Annotated in this window: 16 protein-coding genes and 1 tRNA gene; 9 read left to right on the top strand and 8 right to left on the bottom strand. The window is 74.3% G+C overall.

Annotated elements, in window-relative coordinates; all coding sequences use genetic code 11:
- Nucleotides 1–31 precede the first annotated feature (31 nt).
- From ACIQK6_RS09560 to ACIQK6_RS09570, 3 genes are all read right to left on the bottom strand, one after another.
- On the bottom strand, nucleotides 32–877 hold the full coding sequence (locus ACIQK6_RS09560) for a 2OG-Fe(II) oxygenase (RefSeq protein ID WP_329098145.1): 846 nt from the start codon (nucleotides 875–877) through the stop codon (nucleotides 32–34).
- A gap of 103 nt (nucleotides 878–980) precedes the next feature.
- Nucleotides 981–1493 (bottom strand): GNAT family N-acetyltransferase, encoded by a 513-nt coding sequence (locus tag ACIQK6_RS09565; RefSeq protein ID WP_329098147.1) that lies wholly within the window; start codon nucleotides 1491–1493, stop codon nucleotides 981–983.
- A 61-nt stretch (nucleotides 1494–1554) separates the two neighbouring features.
- Nucleotides 1555–2118 carry a DUF1707 and FHA domain-containing protein gene (locus tag ACIQK6_RS09570; RefSeq protein WP_329098149.1) on the bottom strand — a complete coding sequence of 188 codons (564 nt, stop codon included), beginning with the start codon at nucleotides 2116–2118 and terminating at the stop codon, nucleotides 1555–1557.
- A 110-nt stretch (nucleotides 2119–2228) separates the two neighbouring features.
- Between ACIQK6_RS09570 and treZ the strand changes: the two genes are divergently transcribed.
- On the top strand, nucleotides 2229–3974 hold the full coding sequence (treZ, locus tag ACIQK6_RS09575; RefSeq protein WP_402694619.1) for a malto-oligosyltrehalose trehalohydrolase: 1746 nt from the start codon (nucleotides 2229–2231) through the stop codon (nucleotides 3972–3974).
- Nucleotides 3975–3977: 3 nt separating this feature from the next.
- Here the strand turns inward: treZ and ACIQK6_RS09580 are convergent, their stop codons facing one another.
- Together ACIQK6_RS09580 and ACIQK6_RS09585 are read right to left on the bottom strand one after the other, a co-directional pair.
- Nucleotides 3978–5102 carry an aminopeptidase P family protein gene (locus tag ACIQK6_RS09580; RefSeq protein WP_329098151.1) on the bottom strand — a complete coding sequence of 375 codons (1125 nt, stop codon included), beginning with the start codon at nucleotides 5100–5102 and terminating at the stop codon, nucleotides 3978–3980.
- Entirely contained in the window at nucleotides 5099–5323 is a 225-nt protein-coding gene (locus ACIQK6_RS09585; RefSeq protein ID WP_329098154.1) for a hypothetical protein, read from the bottom strand. The genes ACIQK6_RS09580 and ACIQK6_RS09585 overlap by 4 nt, the downstream gene beginning before the upstream one ends.
- Before the next feature lie 681 nt (nucleotides 5324–6004).
- Between ACIQK6_RS09585 and ACIQK6_RS09590 the strand changes: the two genes are divergently transcribed.
- Nucleotides 6005–6163, top strand: a complete 159-nt coding sequence (locus ACIQK6_RS09590; RefSeq protein WP_329098156.1) for a hypothetical protein — start codon at nucleotides 6005–6007, stop codon at nucleotides 6161–6163.
- A gap of 481 nt (nucleotides 6164–6644) precedes the next feature.
- Nucleotides 6645–6717 (top strand) — tRNA-His (locus ACIQK6_RS09595).
- Nucleotides 6718–6789: 72 nt separating this feature from the next.
- Here ACIQK6_RS09595 and ACIQK6_RS09600 read toward each other — a convergent pair.
- Nucleotides 6790–7545: an alpha/beta hydrolase gene (locus ACIQK6_RS09600; RefSeq protein ID WP_329098157.1), complete on the bottom strand. Its 756-nt coding sequence runs from the start codon at nucleotides 7543–7545 to the stop codon at nucleotides 6790–6792.
- Nucleotides 7546–7617: 72 nt separating this feature from the next.
- Here ACIQK6_RS09600 and ACIQK6_RS09605 point away from each other — a divergent pair, with 72 nt between their 5' ends.
- On the top strand, nucleotides 7618–8325 hold the full coding sequence (locus ACIQK6_RS09605) for a hypothetical protein (protein WP_329098158.1): 708 nt from the start codon (nucleotides 7618–7620) through the stop codon (nucleotides 8323–8325).
- Here the strand turns inward: ACIQK6_RS09605 and ACIQK6_RS09610 are convergent.
- Nucleotides 8312–10372 carry a phosphocholine-specific phospholipase C gene (locus ACIQK6_RS09610; protein ID WP_329098160.1) on the bottom strand — a complete coding sequence of 687 codons (2061 nt, stop codon included), beginning with the start codon at nucleotides 10370–10372 and terminating at the stop codon, nucleotides 8312–8314. The two genes, ACIQK6_RS09605 and ACIQK6_RS09610, sit on opposite strands and share 14 nt — an antisense overlap.
- A 342-nt stretch (nucleotides 10373–10714) precedes the next feature.
- Nucleotides 10715–10849: a hypothetical protein gene (locus ACIQK6_RS09615; RefSeq protein ID WP_402694620.1), complete on the bottom strand. Its 135-nt coding sequence runs from the start codon at nucleotides 10847–10849 to the stop codon at nucleotides 10715–10717.
- A 301-nt stretch (nucleotides 10850–11150) separates the two neighbouring features.
- Between ACIQK6_RS09615 and ACIQK6_RS09620 the strand changes: the two genes are divergently transcribed.
- The 5 genes from ACIQK6_RS09620 (at nucleotide 11151) to ACIQK6_RS09640 (ending at nucleotide 17197) form a co-directional block, all read left to right on the top strand.
- Nucleotides 11151–13580 (top strand): GTPase-associated protein 1-related protein, encoded by a 2430-nt coding sequence (locus tag ACIQK6_RS09620; RefSeq protein WP_329098163.1) that lies wholly within the window; start codon nucleotides 11151–11153, stop codon nucleotides 13578–13580.
- Between the two features lie 4 nt (nucleotides 13581–13584).
- A complete protein-coding gene (locus ACIQK6_RS09625) occupies nucleotides 13585–13791 on the top strand; it encodes a hypothetical protein (RefSeq protein WP_329098165.1) in 207 nt (68 codons plus the stop codon).
- Between the two features lie 126 nt (nucleotides 13792–13917).
- On the top strand, nucleotides 13918–14952 hold the full coding sequence (locus ACIQK6_RS09630; RefSeq protein ID WP_402694621.1) for a 3-oxoacyl-ACP synthase III family protein: 1035 nt from the start codon (nucleotides 13918–13920) through the stop codon (nucleotides 14950–14952).
- Complete coding sequence (locus ACIQK6_RS09635; RefSeq protein ID WP_329098169.1) at nucleotides 14949–15704, top strand: glycosyltransferase family A protein; 756 nt, start codon at nucleotides 14949–14951, stop codon at nucleotides 15702–15704. The genes ACIQK6_RS09630 and ACIQK6_RS09635 overlap by 4 nt, the downstream gene beginning before the upstream one ends.
- Nucleotides 15704–17197: a class I adenylate-forming enzyme family protein gene (locus tag ACIQK6_RS09640; RefSeq protein WP_329098171.1), complete on the top strand. Its 1494-nt coding sequence runs from the start codon at nucleotides 15704–15706 to the stop codon at nucleotides 17195–17197. The genes ACIQK6_RS09635 and ACIQK6_RS09640 overlap by 1 nt, the downstream gene beginning before the upstream one ends.
- Nucleotides 17198–17247 lie beyond the last annotated feature (50 nt).

Genomic DNA, 17247 nt, shown 5'->3' on the forward strand with positions numbered 1-17247 from the left:
GCGGGCAGGCCGGGTGGGCGGCGAGCGGCGGTCAGGGCCTGGACGGGCCCGGGAGGGCGTCGGGGCCGGGTGGCGGCAGTGCCACCGGCCTGGCCCCGTCGTGGTCCTCCTCGGCGTCGTGGAGGGGGCGGGTGCCCTCGGCCGCGTCCGCCAGCCACTGCCAGACGTACGGCCGGTCGGCGTCCGGTCCCGCGGCGGGCTCCCCGCCGGAGATCCACGTCGTGAGGGTGAACCGGTGGTCCGAGAACCGTCCGCTCGGGCAGGTGGACGGCACGACCTCGTGAAAGGCGCCGGAGGGGAAGAAGACGATGGTGTCGTGCTCGGGCTCGATCGTGCGGTAGGACTCCCCCGGCCTCGCCCTGCCTTCCTCCACCACGGTGTCGTACAGGCGGAGTTGGCCGCCGCCGAACCCGCGCGGCCTGCGGTGCAGGTAGTACACGGCGGACAGCGCCGTGCCCACGTCCCGAACGCGTGAGGCGTCCGTGTGCAGGCCGAAGTGCCCGCCTTCACCGTGCGCCGTCAGGACGGTCAACGACCGTGCGAGCGACGCCCGGTGGCCGAGGACCTCCTGGACGAGCGGCAGACAGTCGGCCAGGTGTGCGCTGAACACCTCGCTGGTCACGGGAAGGACCAGCGAGTCGTGCCCCTTGCGGGACACCTGTCCGGTCAGGGGATCCAGGACGGTCCCCGCCGTGAAGTCCTCCCCCCGCGATATCGCGTACTCCAAGAGGGCGGCGGCGCGCTCCTCCCCCAGGAAGTTCTCGAAACGGCAGACCGGTGCCGGTACCGCGAGCGCGGGGGACCACCGGTCGGAGGGCGGCACGACTCGCGGGCTGATTTCCATCGGCGTGGCTGGTTCCATCGTGTATCCGCTCATAGCCCGGAACCGTACGACGGCGGCCGCCCGCGCCGAAGGAGCACGAGGGGGCGCACAGAAGTGCAGGGCGCACGCCCGCGTCGGGGCGGCCGGCGCGGCCCGGTCAGCAGGAAGCGGAACCGGGCCCGGGGGGTGTCCCGTCCTGGCCCCCGGAGGGCTCCACCCCCAGGGAATAGCGGTACTTCGGCCGCCCGGTGGCACCGAGCCGGTCGTAGAAGCGGATCGCGCCCTCGTTCCAGTCCGGGGTCTGCCACTGGACCTGGTCGAGGCCGAGCTCGTGGGCCAGGCGCGTCACGCCGCCCATCAGGGCGGTGCCGAGGCCGTGGCCGCGGGCCGCCTCCGCCAGGTAGAGGCAGTCCATGTGCAGGTAGTGCCGGGCGTCCCAGAAGGAGAACTCGGCGGAGCAGGCGGCGTATCCGGCGACCGTGCCGTCCGGGGCTTCGCCGAGGAGCACCCACAGCCGGGCGTCCTCGGCGAAGAGCTGTGGGCCGAGCCGCTCGGCGAGGTCCGGCGGGCGCGGCACCGACTTCTCGTACGCCACGTGCTCGTGGACGAGTTCGACCAGGCGGGGCAGGTCCCCGACGCGTGCGCGGCGGACGACGGAGGTGTGTTCCATGACCCCATCCTGCGCGCCGGCCCCCGGCGGCGGACCGGCGGGGCACCCGCGGAGGGTTCCCTCAGCTGGACGAGAGCCGGAAGGCCATGTTCCCGAAGCTGACCTGGTCCCCGTCGCGGACCACTGCGGAGCCGGTCACCCGGTGCCCGTTGACCGTGGTCCCGTTGGTGGAGCCGAGGTCCTTCAGCACCCACACCCCGCCCTGCAGTCTGAGCTCCGCGTGCGCCCGCGAGACCGTCTCGTGGCTGAGCCGCAGCCCGTTGCCGGGGTCGCGGCCGATCCGCAGGGCCGCCGCGCTCGGATGCGGCAGCAGCAGCTTGGGCAGGCGCTCGGCGTTCCAGGCGCGCCGGACCCCGACGGACACGGCCGAGACGCGGCCGACCCAGCCGAACAGCCGACGGGTCCAGGGGCTTTCGGACCCCTGCCGGGACTGGAGGTCGGACGTGAGCACGGCGAGGTCTTCGGAGCGGCGGGCGACCAGGGCGAGTTCCATCCGGCGCAGGAAGGTGTCGTGGGACAGCTTGCCGAGGGCCGCGCCCTCCCGGAGCTGGCCCAGCGCCCGGTCGCGCTCGGCGTCGGACAGCCGCGGCGCGGGGAAGGCGGGGATCTCGAAACTGGACGTCACAGGGTGATTGTCGGCCCGTCGGGGCCGGAGTGTCCAGAACTCCCCCGCCACGCCCCCGATGATGGGCACGATACGCATGCTGGACACCGCCGCCGACGAGGGGACCGTCCGTGCAGTTCGAGGTGTGGGCACCACTGACAGGTCACGTCGCCATGCTGCTTGACGGGGCGACGTACGACATGGCGCGCGATCCGGACCGGGACGGCTGGTGGACCGCCGGGGCCCCGGCCGCCGACGGGAGCCGCTACGGGTTCCTGCTCGACGGCGACGGCCCCCGGCCGGACCCGCGCGGGCGCCGGCTGCCCGACGGGCCCGACGGCCTGTCGGCGGTGGTCGATCTGGCGGCCCTCGCACCGCGGCCGGTGCCACCGCCGCACACCCGGCTCCAGGACGCGGTCCTGTACGAGCTGCACATCGGCACCTTCACCCCCGAGGGCACCTTCGACGCGGCCGCCGCCCGGCTCGGACACCTCACCGCCCTCGGCGTCACGCACGTGGAGCTGATGCCGGTCTGCTCCTTCGCCGGCCGGCACGGCTGGGGGTACGACGGGGTGGCGCCCTGGGCGGTGCACGAACCGTACGGCGGCCCGGCCGGTCTGGCCCGCTTCACGGCCGCCGCCCACGGGGCGGGGCTGGGCGTGGTGCTGGACGTGGTCCACAACCACCTGGGCCCGTCCGGCAACCACCTGCCTGCCTTCGGCCCGTACTTCACCGACACCCACCGCACCCCGTGGGGCTCCGCGGTGAACCTGGACGCGGCCGGCTCCGACGAGGTGCGCGCCTACCTGCTCGGCAGCGCGCTGGCTTGGCTGCGCGACTACGGGATCGACGGGCTGCGGCTCGACGCCGTGCACGCCCTGGCCGACGACCGGGCGCTGACTTTCCTGGAGGAACTCTCCGCGGCCGTCGACGAACTGGCCGCGGACACCGGCCGCCCGTTGTTCCTGATCGCCGAGTCCGACCGCTGCGACCCGCGCACCACCACCGCGCGCGCCGCCGGGGGCCTGGGCCTGCACGCCCAGTGGAACGACGACTTCCACCACGCCCTGCACTGCGCGCTGACGGGCGAGTCCCAGGCGTACTACGCCGACTTCGCCGCAGCCCCGCTCGCCGCCCTCGCCAAGACCATGACCCGGGTCTTCTTCCACGACGGGACCTGGTCCTCCTTCCGCGGCCGTACCCACGGCCGCCCGGTGGACCACCGTCGGACCCCGGCCCACCGCTTCCTCGGCTACACCCAGACCCACGACCAGATCGGCAACCGGGCGCTCGGCGACCGGCTCTCCGCCTCGCTCTCCCCCGGGCTGCTGGCGTGCGCCGCGACGGTGGCCCTGACCGGGCCGTTCGTGCCGATGCTCTTCATGGGTGAGGAGTGGGGGGCCGGGACGCCCTGGCAGTACTTCACCGACCATCCCGACCCGGACCTCGCCGAGGCGGTACGGGCCGGCCGGCGCCGGGAGTTCGCGGCGCACGGCTGGAAGGCGGAGGAGGTGCCGGACCCGCAGGACCCGGCCACCCGGGACCGCTCCCGCCTGGACTGGGCGGAGCCCGAACAGGCCGGCCACGCCCGCCTGCTGGACTGGTACCGCACCCTGATCGCGCTCCGCCGCACCCATCACGACCTGCGCGACCCGGACCTGGCGGCGGTCCGGGTCGCCCACGACGAGGAGCGCCGCTGGCTCACCTTCCGGCGGGGCGACGTCCGGGTGGCCGTGAACCTCTCCCCGGACCCGGTGACGATCGCGCTGGGCCGCAACGGAGTACGGGTGCTGGCCTCCTGGGAGCCGGTCGACCACCCGGGTCCCGACGGGCGGATCCACGTGCCCGGCGAGACGGCGGTCGTCCTGGCCCCGTAGGGCTCACTCCACGACGGCGAGCTCGTGCGGGGCGTTGTTGAGGCGGCGCCCGCCGTCCTCGGTGACGGTCACGATGTCCTCGATGCGGACGCCGAACCGGCCCGGCAGGTAGACGCCCGGCTCCACGGAGAAGCACATGCCGGGAACCAGCGGCTGCTCCTCGCCCTCGACCATGTACGGGGGCTCGTGGGTGGTGACCCCGATGCCGTGGCCGGTGCGGTGGATGAAGCGGTCCCCGTAGCCGAACTCGGTGATCACGGCGCGGGCGGCCCGGTCGATCTCCTGGCAGGAGACCCCCGGCCGGACCGCGGCCACGCCGGCCTGCTGGGCCTCGCGGACGATGTCGTGGACCCGCTGCTCCTCGGCGGTGGGCTCGCCGACGTGCACGGTGCGGGAGATGTCGGAGCCGTAGCCGAAGCGCAGGCCGCCGAAGTCGAGGACCACCATGTCGCCGCGGCGGATGACGCGGTTACCAGCCTCGTGGTGCGGATTGGCCCCGTTGGGGCCGGAGCCGACGACCGTGAAGTCGACCTGGGAGTGGCCGTGCGCGCGCAGCAGGCCGGCCAGGTCTTCGGCGACGTCGCTCTCCCGCCGGTCGGCGAAGGGGAGGTGGAGGACCTGCGCGTAGGCGGCGTCGGCGGCGGCCGCAGCTGCGGCGAGGCGCTCCAGTTCCCGCTCGTCCTTGACCGCGCGGAGCATGGGGAGGCAGTCGGTGAGCGGCGCGTAGGAGCTGTTCGGCAGTTCCCGCTGCAGGCCGAGAAGGTGCAGCGCCCAGGTGTTGTCGCTCACCCCGAAGCGCCCGCGGAAGTCCAGCAGCGGGGCGGTGACGGCGTACGGGTCCTTCCCGTCGGCCCAGTCCCGCAGGGTCAGCGCGGAGGCGCCCGGGGCCCGCTGCGCGTCGGGGGCCTCCAGCGCGGGCACGATGAGCACCGGGTCCTGCCCGGCGGCCAGGACGAGCAGGGTCAGCCGCTCGGTCTCGGCGGTGGGCCGGTACCCCGTGAGGTGCGTGAGGTCGGGTCCGGGGGCGATCAGCAGCCCGGCGAGTCCCGCGTCGGCGGCGGTCTGGGCGGCGGCGGCCATCCGGGCGGCGTAGTCATCGGCCGTGAAGGGTGCGGGTTCACGTGTCATACGGGTGATCCTGCCGCGAGCCGTGCGGCGAGGGCAGCGGCCACGCCGGTCGGGCTGCTCGGGGAGAGGAGCTCCGTGCGGTGCACCGGGCGCGGGGCCGACAGTGGTAGGGCGACCCCCGCACCGGCGGCCTGCGCCACGCGGCGCGGCAGCAGCACGGGGCCGTGCCCGGCGGCGGCGAGGGCGCACAGCGCGAGCAGGTCGGTGCCGTCGTGGCGCACGGAGGCGCGGGCGGCGGTGAGCGGCAGCCCGACGCCGGGGGCGTCGAGCCAGCGCGCGTCGGCGAGGTCGTCGACCAGGCCGAGGGGGTGTCTTGTCGGTCGGGCCGGCTCAGGGGGCGGTGTCCGGTGCCATGGGGCCTCCCCAGGCCCGCCAGGGCCGAGGGGAAGATCGCAAGGCCGAGGAGGGAGTCGACGCGGAGCGTCGGCGGCCGACGAGAACGCGGCGAGCGTGCGTGCCGGGCGCCGCGAGCCCGGCCTGATCGGCAAGCCCCCCTAGGTCACAGGCCCCGGTGGCGACGGCGGCGGGCACCTCGACCGGGGCAGTACCCGCAGGGTGACCCCGGTGGCGGGCAGCGCGGCGAGCAGCCGGGAGCCGACGGAGAGCGGGGAGGCGGCTCCGACACCCACGGCCCGCCCCCGGATCGCGGACGTACCGCGACCTCGAACCAGAGCGCGGGTTTCGGGGCCGCAGTACGACGCGCCGACCACTCCAGAGCCGGAGGGAGCGGAGTCAGCAGGCTGTGCAGACGGCTGCCGATCTGGGTAGCCGCGATAGCCAGCTTGTTGCCCGAAACCTACGATCACGAGGACCAGAGAGGCACCCTCGGCTGGCAGCCATCAAGGCCCGGGGCCTTTCGTTTTTGCCGCATGTACCCCGTCGCAGTAGGCGAAGGTGGGTACATGAAGATCAGGCGTGAAACCTGGAACCGCCTCCTGAAGCATCCCTGCGGCCAGTTCGCAGTCGTCACGGTACTGATGCTGATCCTTTTCGCGCTGGTCGGCCTCGGAGTGTCGTTCTTCCTCAATGTGCTCTTCGGCGATGACTGGATGGTCTTCTGACCGCAGTGCTTCCGGCCAAGGCCGTTGGGGTCTGTCGGCTGAACTGACGCGGTCAGCGAGCAGTTGCGGCGCCGCAGAAGAACGAAGCTCAGTGACATCACATGAGACCGGTGGCGTACCTCAACGCGTCAGCGGCAACGTCATGCGAGACCATCGGCGAATCCACCAAGGTCACCTGCGACAACGAGAACATCTCGCGAGACGGGACAGCGGGGAAGGTGCGGAGCAGGTGCGGATCCATGACCCAGGATCCCACCGGCGGGGCTCGTACGGTGCCCGCCGGGCTCGCTGGCCGAGGCCGCGCTCGGTGCGGAGCGGTCGATGGAGCGCTACCACTGCTCGTCCGGGCCGCCCCCGCCCCCGGGCCTCCTTCCGGCCCGGCCGGAAGCGGGCCCACCACCCATTAAGGCGTCGCGGGAGCACCCCTCTGATCGGCTATGCTGTGCTTGCACATCGAACGGGCGGTCCGCCGCCCTTCGTGGTGGGTGTAGCTCAGTTGGTAGAGCACCTGGTTGTGGTCCAGGTGGCCGCGGGTTCAAGTCCCGTCACTCACCCTGTCGATCCCGTGGGGTACGAGGTCTCCTCGTACCCCACGGGATTTTTCGTGTGCCCGGTTCGCCGCCCGGCTAGATCCGCAGGAAGGCCTCCACCGCGGTGACGAAGGCCACCGGGGTCTCGTGCGGCAGGTAGTGGCCGGAGCCCGGGACCGTCACGATCCGGCAGTCCGGGTAGGAGGCCCGCCAGGTGTCCCTCATCACATCCGCGGTGATCGCGAGGTCGTACTCCCCGACGAGGACGAGCACCGGGACGGTGTTGCCCTTCACTGCGGCGGACAGGTCGAGCGGCTGCCAGCTCGCGAGGTAGCCGGCGAAGGCCTCGGGGCGGGAGACGGCCAGCGAGTGGGCGACCATCCCGTCGAGCCAGTACCGACTCGCACGGTTGCCCGTGACCAGGTCGAGGATCACGCGGCGCTTCTCGGGATCGGTCGCGGCGCCGTGGAAGAGGGCGTGGTTCGCGTCGTCCATCACGTAGGGCCCGGCCGGGACCGGGGCGAGCCCGATCAGCTTCTCCACCCGCTCGGGGGCACGGACGAGGACCTGCTGGACCGCCTTGCCGCCCATGGAGTGGCCGAGGAGGGAGAAGGTGTCCCAGCCGAGCTGGTCGGCGAGTTCGAGGACGTCGTCGGCGATCTCGGCCAGGGTGTGGCGGCCGGGGACGTCGCGGCGGTCGCCGTAGCCGCGGTAGTCGAGGAAGACGTAACTGAAGCCCTCGGGGTCCAGGTGGTCCAGTACGGAACCCCAGTTCGCGGAGGTGCCGAACCAGTCGTGCAGCACGATGACGCGGACGGGTCCGGTGCCGATCCTGCGATGGGCGATGGCCATGCGTTCTCCCTCGGTGACGTGGCGAAGAAAACCGACGCCGGAGGTTCTGCCCAACGGATCTACCATCACACCGTGAACCCGATACCGCGCCCGCAGCCCCTGATCACGGGGGACTTCTCGCGACCGGACGGAGCGCGCCACCCGCACCATCCCGGGACGTACGTGATCAGCGATCCGACCGAGATCGGCGCGGTGGAGGCGGCCCGGCGGCAGGACGCCGCCGACCACCCCGTCGACGACACGTTCGACTGCATGTGCCGGGAGGACCTGCACGCGGAACACCGCGGACCGCAGGCGCGGCGCCTGCTCGACCCGCTGTCCCAGGGCGGCATCCCCGCCCGGCACCGCGCGCGGTGGGTGGCCGCGGCGCCCGCGGAGCTGCGGGAGTACGCCGCGGCCCTCGCCGCGGGCGAGGAAGGGCCCCGGGCGCCGCACGGGGTGCCGCCGGCAACGCTGTTCAGCTGGCTGGGCGCCGTACGGGACGAGCCCCGGGACGCGGCGTGGCTCCTCGCGGAACGGGCCCCCGCGCGGCTGCTGGCCGCAGCTGCGACGGAGCAACTCGCCTGGGGAGTGCGGGAGACGGACCGGGCCGGCCTGGACGGGGCCGTGCGGTTCTTCGCGAGCGAAGCGTTCACCACCCGGCACCCGAAGCGGCGCCGGGTGCCCGACACCGCGCGGGACCGCCTGCTGCGGCACGCCCGCAGCCACCGTCCCGCGGACCTCGCGGTCCTGGAACGGCGGCTGCTGCGCGCACCGGAGGACCGGATCAGACGGTCCTGATGGCCGGGTCCGAAACGCCCGGGGCGCCGGTCTCCACGTGTCCGGCGAAGCGGCGCAAGAAGGTGGCGTCGGCGTCGGAGACGACCTTCACGTCGTACCAGCGGCCCGAGGCGACGAGGTCCACCGTGTGGGAGACCGTCGCGCCGGCCGCCACCCTGAGGGTCTGGGCCGCGCCGCCGTAGGTGTTGGTCACCGTGAGGTTGACGGCCGCCGTCCCGGAGTTGGTCAGCGTCAGGGCCAGGTTGCCGGTGGCCGCCGAGTGGCGGGCCGTGACCTCGGGGCCGGCCTTCTTCGCCGGGCCCTTCCAGGTGCGCAGGAAGCCGTTCGGGCCCCACACCGTGAGGTTGATCTGGTTGCCGGTGGAGCTGCTGGTGGACCAGGTGTCGACGAGCGTCTTGCCCGCCTCGACCGTGTAGGGCCAGGGGCCGTCCGTGCGGTTGCCCGAGGTGCTGTGGAAGTGGGCGCCCAGGGTCGGTCCGGAGGCGAAGGTGAGGGTGAACTTGCCGGTGGACGTGGTGCGTGCGCCGTCCACGTAGGGGCTGTAGCCGAGCGCGCGGGTCGGCTTGGACCCGGCCTCCTGCGGGGGCAGCACGCCCGTCACCGGCGGGGTCGGGTGGTAGGAGGGGTGGCGGTCCTTGTCCGGCGGGACGTACCCGGCCGTGGACGGCAGTGCGGCGGGCGCGGCATCGGCCCGGGTGAAGTCGAAGGCCGAGGTCAGGTCACCGCAGACGGCGCGCCGCCACGGGGAGATGTTGGGCTCCTGCACCCCGAAGCGCTTCTCCATGAAGCGGATCACGGAGGTGTGGTCGAAGGTCTCGGAGCAGACGTAGCCGCCCTTGCTCCAGGGGGAGACCACGATCATCGGGACGCGCGGGCCGAGCCCGTACGGTCCGGCCGCGTAGCCGCCGCCACCGGCGTAGAGGTCCTTCGACACGTCGGCCGTGGACAGGCCCCAGGCCGAGGAGGCCGGCGGGTACGGCGGGACCACGTGGTCGAAGAAGCCGTCGTTCTCGTCGTAGGTGATGAACAGGGCGGTCTTCGCCCACACCGCCGGGTTCGCCGTCAGCGCGTCCAGGACCTGCGAGATGTACCAGGCGCCGAAGTTCGTCGGCCAGTTCGCGTGCTCGCTGAACGCCTCCGGGGCGGCGATCCAGGAGACCTGGGGCAGCGTGCCGGCCGTCACGTCCGCGCGCAGCCGGTCGAAGTAGCCGTCGCCCGCCTTGACGTTCGTGCCCGTACGGGCTTTCTCGTACAGGGGGCTGCCGGGCTGGGCGCCCCGGTAGGTGTTGAAGTACAGCAGCGAGTTGTCACCGTAGTTGCCGCGGAAGGCGTCGTTGATCCAGCCCCAGGATCCGGCGGCGTTCAGGCCGTCGCCGATGTCCTGGTAGACCTTCCAGGAGATGCCGGCCGCCTCCAGCCGCTCGGGGTAGGTCTTCCAGCCGTAGCCGGCCTCCTGGTTGCCGAGGACCGGGCCGCCGCCGACGCCGTCGTTGCCGGTGTACCCCGTCCACAGGTAGTAGCGGTTCGGGTCCGTGGCGCCGATGAAGGAGCAGTGGTAGGCGTCGCACACCGTGAAGGCGTCGGCGAGGGCGTAGTGGAACGGGATGTCGTTCCGGGTCATGTACGACATGGTCGTGGCCGTCTTGGCCGGGACCCACTTGTCGTACTTGCCGTTGTTGTACGCCTGGTGGCCGCCGGCCCAGTCGTGGTTGAGCCCCTCCAGGAACTGCATGCCGAGGTCCTGGACCTGCGGGTGGAAGGGCAGGACGTCCTTCGTCCCGTTCGACTGGAAGAAGACCGGCTTGCCGTTGTCCTGGAGGACCGGCCGCGGGTCACCGAAGCCCCGGACCCCCTTCATCGCGCCGAAGTAGTGGTCGAAGGACCGGTTCTCCTGCATCAGGACGACGACGTGTTCGATGTCCTGGATCGTTCCGGTGGTGCCCTGCGCCGGGATGGCGGCGGCCCGGGCGATGCTGTCGTTCAGCATCGTGAGGGCGGCGGCGCCACCGGTTATCTGCAGGAACCTGCGACGGTTGAGTTCTGCCATGGGGTGACGACCTCTGTGGGTGAGGGGGGAGTCGAGGGGCGCCCCAAGGACAGCGGGCCCGGGGTACTGGACGGAGATCGCTCCGTGACACTGCGCCGTACAGCTGGAGAACGAAAGAGCCCACGGACGACCTGCACATCTGCTGAAATGACCTCGCACACACTGCACGGGGGGCGCAGGGCGATGGCCGGGACCGACTTCGGGCACGCCATCGGGCTGCCCCGCGCGCTCTCCGGACTGCCGCTGTCGCCGCTCGTGGGAGCGTACGGGGAACTCCTCGCCGCACAACAGACCATCGGATTAAGTCACTTGGGCGAACTACTGGTCCCGTCCGGCGGCCGCTTACGGGTGCTCGACGAGATCTTCGCCGTCGCCGGGCCCGGTCGGCTCCGGCACGTCGGCGCCGGCGTGCTGCGGTCGCTGCGCCGGGACCGGCACCGGCACCGGCACCGGCACGGTGGAGCGCCCGGTCGACACCGCCGTCGCCCCTGGCCGCCCGTACTCCCTGCGCGGTTTTCTCCTCGGCGGCGGCGCCGCCTCCGTCCGGCTCGAAGAGCCTCCTCTCCCCTCCCTGGTGGTCCGCTGACATGACCTCCGTCGTCTGCCCCTACTGCTTCGACCGGTCCCCGTACCGATGCCAGATGTCCGCCACGGGGGTGCGCGGCGCCCATACCTGCAGCACCGAACTCGACACGATATGGACCGACTTCACGGGCCCGGGCGGCCGTGGCACTGGTGGTCGTGGCCGGGGTGGCCGTAACGGCTCCGAGGGGACGTCATGAATCTCGCCCAACTGCACTACACCTCGGCGCCGCCCGGTCCCGACGGCTCCGGTTTCCGGTTCACGGCCGTCAGCCCCGGGGTGCCGGCCACCCTGCTGCGCGAGGCGGAGCAGCTGATCGGCTACGAGCCGCCCCGGGACGCGCCGCCGCGTCCGGGGCCGCGGGAGCTGGCCGGCTTTCCGCAGGCGCTCAGCCTGAACGTGCTGGCCGACGGCAGCCGGCTGCTGGCGCGCTCGGTGTACACGGGCGCCGACCACAGCGGCCGGTGGGGCAATTTCCACGCCCACGCGGTGCACCTGCCGCAACCCGCCGGTTCCGGCCCGGCCGTGGGCGAGTTGCCGATCACCGCCTGGGGCTCGCCGCAGTGGGCCGCCACGACCCCGGAGGCCGGCGCTCCCGCGCTGGCCGCGGTACCCGCTCCGGGCCGCCTCGACCGGGCCGCGCTGGCCGCTTTCGTCGCCGACCGCGCACCTTGGCTGGCCGCCTTCTTCGCCGATGTGCGCCGGCTCGGCGAGGACCCGGACGCCCCGCAGATCGTGCTCGTGGAGGCGGACAGCGAGGCCGTCGCCCGCTGGATCATGCTCGCGTGCAGTGTGCTGCCGCACCAGCGGGGACAGTGGCTCACCTTCACCACTTACACCCGGCGGCCGCAGCTCGCCCGGCAGCAGATCATCGGGGTGGTGCCCGAGGACGGGCCCGTCCTCGCCGGGCAGGAGCACCGCTACCGGATCTACGACGCCACTCGCGCCGCCGCCCCCGCCGCCGGGGAGCCGGACGTGTGGGCCGACACCGCCGCCCGCGTCTGGCAGGCGCAGCGCCAGGACCTGGTCGCCCAGGTGCGGCGACTGACCACCGGGCCCTACGACGCGGGCCCGCTGGCCGCGCTCGCCCTGGCCGCGGACATCGCCCTGCCCTCCCCCGGCCGGATCGCGGCCGCCGACTGGGCCGCCGGGCACCGGAACGCGCTGGACGACGTACGGCTGCACGCGCTGGCGCTGGCGCTGGGCCGCCCGGCCGGGGACCGGGACCCGGTGGAGGTCGCCGCGGCCGGGCGGCTGCTCGCGGCCCTGGACGGCTGGGCCCCGCCCGCGGTGTGCGAACCGCTGGTGGTCATGACCCTGACCGAGGCCGTACGGACCGGGGCGCCGCCCACGGCCCTGCCCACCGCGGGCGCCCTGGGCGCGGCCGTCCGCGGGCGGCTGGCGGCGGAACTGGAACCGGGCCTGCGTGCGGCGCTGGGCGGCACGGCGACCGAACCGGCCCACTCGGCCGGCCTGTTGCGGGTGGCCTCGGTGCTCGGGGTGGACGTGGGCGACCTGCTGCCCGGTACGGCCCGGCAGTTGGCGCTCGCGCTGCTCGCCGATCCGGAGCGTGCGTACGGGGCGGGCGTGCGGGCCGCGCTGGCCGAACTGCCCGGGCTGCGTGCCCTCGTGCTCGACCGGCTGGACTCGCTCGCGGCGGGCGATCCGGCCGCCGGACGGCACCTGTTCGACCGGACCGGACTGCGGCTGACCGCGGCCGATGCGCGGCCGCACCTGCGGATGTGCGCCGAGGCCGCGGCGGTGGCCGAGCCCGCCCCGGACCGGGTCGGAGCCCTGAACGCCCTGCTGGCCCGCTCGGGCGTCTCGCTGTACGCGGAGCCACTCGTGCTGCGGACCGCGATGCGGCTGGTGTGGGAGGGGGACCCGCCGGGGGCGGGCGATGCCGCGCTGGTGCTGATGGCGACCGGGCCGAAGGCCCACCGGGAGGCCGGAACCTGGGAGTTGCTCGTACGGGCGGCCGTGCGGGCCCCGGCCGGGGACACCGGGGCCGAGCAGCTGGCACCGGAGCTCCTCGGGCAGTTCCAGGAGGAGATCCCGGCCCGGCTACGGCCGTCGCTGCTGATGCTGGAGCTGGCTCGGAACCTGCGGTCGGGCTCGGCGGGCGCGGGCTGGGTCCGCCGGGCGCTGGACCTGCGGTCGCTGGATCCGGAGCCGGGCCCGCGGGAGAGCGCGTACGCGGCCCTGTGCGCCCGGCTGCTGGCCGGGGACCGGCCGGACAGCGAGCTGCGGGCGCTGATCGAGAGCAACGACGCGGAGCTGTTGGCCGCCTACCGGGCGGCGGCGCGCACACCGGCGGTCCGTGATCGGCTGCGGTTGGATCCGGGCTTCGTCGCGGACTGCTTCACGGCGTGGTCCTCTCAGCCGCAGGCCGGCCCGGCCTGGCAGGAGGCCCGCACGGACCTGCTCGACGGGGTGCTGCGGCCGGCCGTACGGAGCCTGGCGGCGAAGGAGCTGGCAGAGGTGGCGGAGTCGCTGACCCGGCTGGACGGGCGGTGGGCCGACGAGTTCCGCGGCTGGCAGCGGCCGAGTGCCTTCGGCCGCCTGCGCGAACGCTTCGCAGGGCGCCGCTCCGGCCGTGCCGGCGCCGGTGGGAACGGGGGCTGATCTCGTGGATCCGGAGCCGATCGCCCGGGTCCTCGCCACGCTCATCGGGGTGGTGGCGGTCGCCGTGTGCCTCGGGTACGGGCCGTGGCGGTTCCTGGCGCCGGCCCTGTCGGCCGCCCGGGCCGCCTTCCGGACGCGTCCGCCGGGCGGCACCGACCCGCGGATCACCCCGTACGCCGGTCCCGCCTCACCTCAGGTAAACGGGCCCTGACCGTCGCGGGGTTGGCCGGGAGGCGAATCGGGTGCTCGCCGTACTCAGGCGGGCCGTGCAGCCGGTGGCGCCGAACTGAGCATCCGTACTCAGGCCCCGGCGCGGCCGGCTTGTCATCGTGTGTGCATGTTCCTTCAGCCATCTGATCCGCTGCCGCGCGCCGCGCTGCGCGCCGGGATAACCGCCGTCGGCAGCCTGCTGCCCGACGAGGTGCTGTCCTCCGACGCCCTTCAGCGGGAGGTGGCGCGCCGCAGTGGACTGGCGCTGCCTCCGAGGCTGCTGACCCAGGCCACCGGGATCGTCTCCCGCCGGGTCGCCGGCGAGGGCGTGTACGCCTCCACCCTCGCGGTGGGCGCCGCCCGCCGGGCCCTGGCGGCCGCCGGACTCGGTCCGCTCGACGTCGACCTGCTGCTGTTCGCGTCCGCCTCCCGCGACCTGGTGGAGCCGGCCACCGCGCACATCGTGCAGACGGAGCTGGGCTCGCGGGCCCACGCCCTGGACGTCACCAACGCCTGCAACAGTTTCGTCAACGGGATCGACCTCGCCCGCTCCATGATCCTTGCCGGGCGGGCGCGACGGGCCCTGGTGGTCACCGGCGAGACGCCGAGCCGGGCCGTGCGCAAGGACCCGGCCGATCTCGCCGAACTGCGCAACGGCTTCGCCGGGTACACCTTCGGCGACGCGGGGGCGGCGGTGGTCGTGGAGGCCGTGGAGCGCGGCGGGATCGTCGACGTGGACACCGAGACCCATTCGGAGCACTGGGGGGTCGGGGGCATCCCGGGCGGTGGGTCACGGCACCCGCGCGGGGACGCGTACACGTACTTCCGCGGCGACGGGCACGAACTGCGGGGCGTCTTCGAGAAGGTGGGCACCGCGGTCATCGACCGGACGCTGCACCGCACGGGCATGGACTGGGACGGCTTCGCCAAGGTACTGGTGCACCAGGTGACGGTGCCGTATCTGGAGCGGTTCGCGGAACTGACCGGGGTGCCCGCCGGGAAGCTGGTGGTGACGGTGCCCGAGCTCGGCAACGTCGCGAGCGCGAGCATCGGCCTCCAGCTGGACCGGGTCTTCGGGGAACTCGTGCCCGGGGAAAGGGTGTTGTTCGTGGGTCTCGGCGGCGGCATCAGCATCATGACGATGGTCTGGGAGAAGTCGTGAGCGCCGCGACCGCGCCGATGTGGGTGGTCGTGCCCGCGCACGAGGAAGAGGCCCGGCTGGCCGACACCCTGCGGGCGCTCGCCGCCCAGCGGGACCGGGACTTCACCCTGCTGGTCGTCGACAACGCCTCGACGGACGGTACGGGCGCGGTGGCCCGCGCGTTCGCGGCCGGCGCGCCCTTCCCGGTGGAGGTGATCGAGGAGCCGGAGAAGGGGGTCGGCTCCGCGGTGGACACCGGGTTCCGGTACGCGATCGGCCGCGGCGCGGCCCTGCTCGCCCGGACGGACGCCGACTGCCTGCCGCGGCCCGGCTGGACCGGCGCCGCCCGCAGCGCGCTGCACCGCAGCCCCGGGCTGGTGTGCGGGCGGATCGTGGCCCGCCGCGACGAGCACGGACCGCTGGGCCGGGCCGGGTTCGGCGCGCTGGTGGCCCTCGCCGCGCTCTTCGGCCGGCTGCGGCCCGAGCACGCCCGGCGGCGCGGCTACCGGGCGCCGTACCGCATGCACGCCGGGAACAACATGGCCATCACCGCCGAGCTGTACCTGGGCGTCGGCGGAATGCCCCGGCGCCCCTCACCGACCGACCGGCTCTTCCTCAATGCCGTACGCCGCCACAGCGACCGGATCACGCACTGCCGGGACATGGTCGTGGAGAACTCCACGCGGCGGCTGCGGGCCTACGGGATCGCCGGCACCGCCCGCTGGTACCTCGACCAGGGCAGCGGCACGCACGGAACGGACGACCCCCGCTGATGTTGGACCACCTCGACCGCGCGCTGCGCAGCCGCCCCGAGCGGCCCGCCGTGCTCACCGCCACCCGCACCGGTGCGCCCCGGGTGCGCGCCACCCGCGGCGAACTCGCCGGGCTGGCGGACGCCTTCGCCGCGGCCCTGCACGCGCGCGGGCTGCGCGCCGGGGACACCGTCGGCGTCGCCGTGCGCCCCGGGCCGCGCGCCCTGGCCGTCCTGCTCGCGCTGTGGCGGCTCGGGCTGCGCGGGGCCGTACTGGACCCGGGCGCCGGACCCGACGTGCTGCGCGCCCGCCTCGCGCTGGCCCGGCCCGCGCTGGTGCTGGCCGACGCGACCGCGCAGGCGGTGGCGGGCTGGGCCCGGCCGCTGGCCCGCCGGGCCCACCTCGCGCTGCCTGACCTGGCCGGGCTGGGCCCGGTGGCCACGGTCGGGCCCCGGCTGCCGGGCTGCGCGCCCGCGCTGGACCTGGGCGCGCCCCGCCGGGGCGTGCCCGCGCCGGGCGCCGACCTGGACGGGGACGCCGACGCGGTGATCGTGTTCACCTCCGGGACCACCTCCCTGCCGCGGGCCGTCGTCCACACCCGGGCGAGCCTGGCCGCCGGCATGAGCACGGTCTCCACCCTCTTCGACGCGTGCGGGGACCGGCCGGTGCTCGGCGGCACCTTCTTCGTCCTCGTCCCCTCGCTGGCGCGCGGCGCGGCCGTCGCCCTCCCCGCGGGCGACTCCCGGGTGTTGGCCCGTCAGCTGCACCGGCTGCGGCCCGAGGACACCTATCTGACCCCGCCCCGGCTGCGGGACGCGCTGGGCGCGGGCGCCCGCTTCCACGGCCGGGTGTGGACGGGCTCGGCACCGGCCGGCGCCGGGCTGCTGGAACGCGTGCGCGCGGCGGGCGCGGCCGAGGCCTGGGGGGTGTACGCGCTGACCGAGCTGTTCCCGGCCGCCGCGGTCGAGGCGCGGGAGAAGTCCGCGTTCGAGGCGGCCGGGGAGTCCGGCGACCTGGTCGGGGCGCCGCTCCCCGGGGTACGCGCCGAGCCGGACGGGAACGGACAGCTGTTGCTGTCCGGCCCCGCGGCCCGCCACCGCTACCTCGGGGAGGAGCCCGACCCGTGGGTGCGTACGGGCGACCGGGCTCGGCTGGACGGCGCGGGCCGCATCGTCCTCGAAGGCAGGAGCAAGGACATGGTGCTGCGCCGGGCCGAGAACATCTACCCGGGGCTGTACGAGCCCGCCCTGCACGTGCCGGGCGTGGAACTGGCCGTGCTCGTCGGAATCCCGGCCGGCGACGGTGACGAACGGCTGGTCGCCGTCGTGCAGCCGCAGCGCGGCGCGGACGAACGGGCCCTGCGCGCCGCCCTGTCGGAGCCGGTCCGGCGGATGGGCACGGCCCGGCCCGACGCCCTGCTACTCACTCGGATCCCGCTGTCGGGGCGCTCGCGCAAACCGGACCGGGCGGCGACGGCCGCGCTGGCGGCGCGCCGACTGGGCCGCGCGCGGTGACGGCCCGCGCCGCCGGGCCGGGGACCCGCGTCACGGCCGGTTCCGGGGCC

It is taken from the genome of Streptomyces sp. NPDC091682 (genome assembly GCF_044756625.1).
In the GTDB taxonomy this organism is placed as follows: Bacteria; Actinomycetota; Actinomycetes; order Streptomycetales; family Streptomycetaceae; genus Streptomyces.

Coding starts and splice junctions, on each gene's coding strand:
- ACIQK6_RS09560 (WP_329098145.1), bottom strand. CDS start 877: ATGAGCGGATACACGATGGAACCAGCCACGCCGATGGAAATCAGCCCG.
- ACIQK6_RS09565 (WP_329098147.1), bottom strand. CDS start 1,493: ATGGAACACACCTCCGTCGTCCGCCGCGCACGCGTCGGGGACCTGCCC.
- ACIQK6_RS09580 (WP_329098151.1), bottom strand. CDS start 5,102: ATGACACGTGAACCCGCACCCTTCACGGCCGATGACTACGCCGCCCGG.
- ACIQK6_RS09590 (WP_329098156.1), top strand. CDS start 6,005: ATGAAGATCAGGCGTGAAACCTGGAACCGCCTCCTGAAGCATCCCTGC.
- ACIQK6_RS09600 (WP_329098157.1), bottom strand. CDS start 7,545: ATGGCCATCGCCCATCGCAGGATCGGCACCGGACCCGTCCGCGTCATC.
- ACIQK6_RS09610 (WP_329098160.1), bottom strand. CDS start 10,372: ATGGCAGAACTCAACCGTCGCAGGTTCCTGCAGATAACCGGTGGCGCC.
- ACIQK6_RS09620 (WP_329098163.1), top strand. CDS start 11,151: ATGAATCTCGCCCAACTGCACTACACCTCGGCGCCGCCCGGTCCCGAC.
- ACIQK6_RS09630 (WP_402694621.1), top strand. CDS start 13,918: ATGTTCCTTCAGCCATCTGATCCGCTGCCGCGCGCCGCGCTGCGCGCC.
- ACIQK6_RS09640 (WP_329098171.1), top strand. CDS start 15,704: ATGTTGGACCACCTCGACCGCGCGCTGCGCAGCCGCCCCGAGCGGCCC.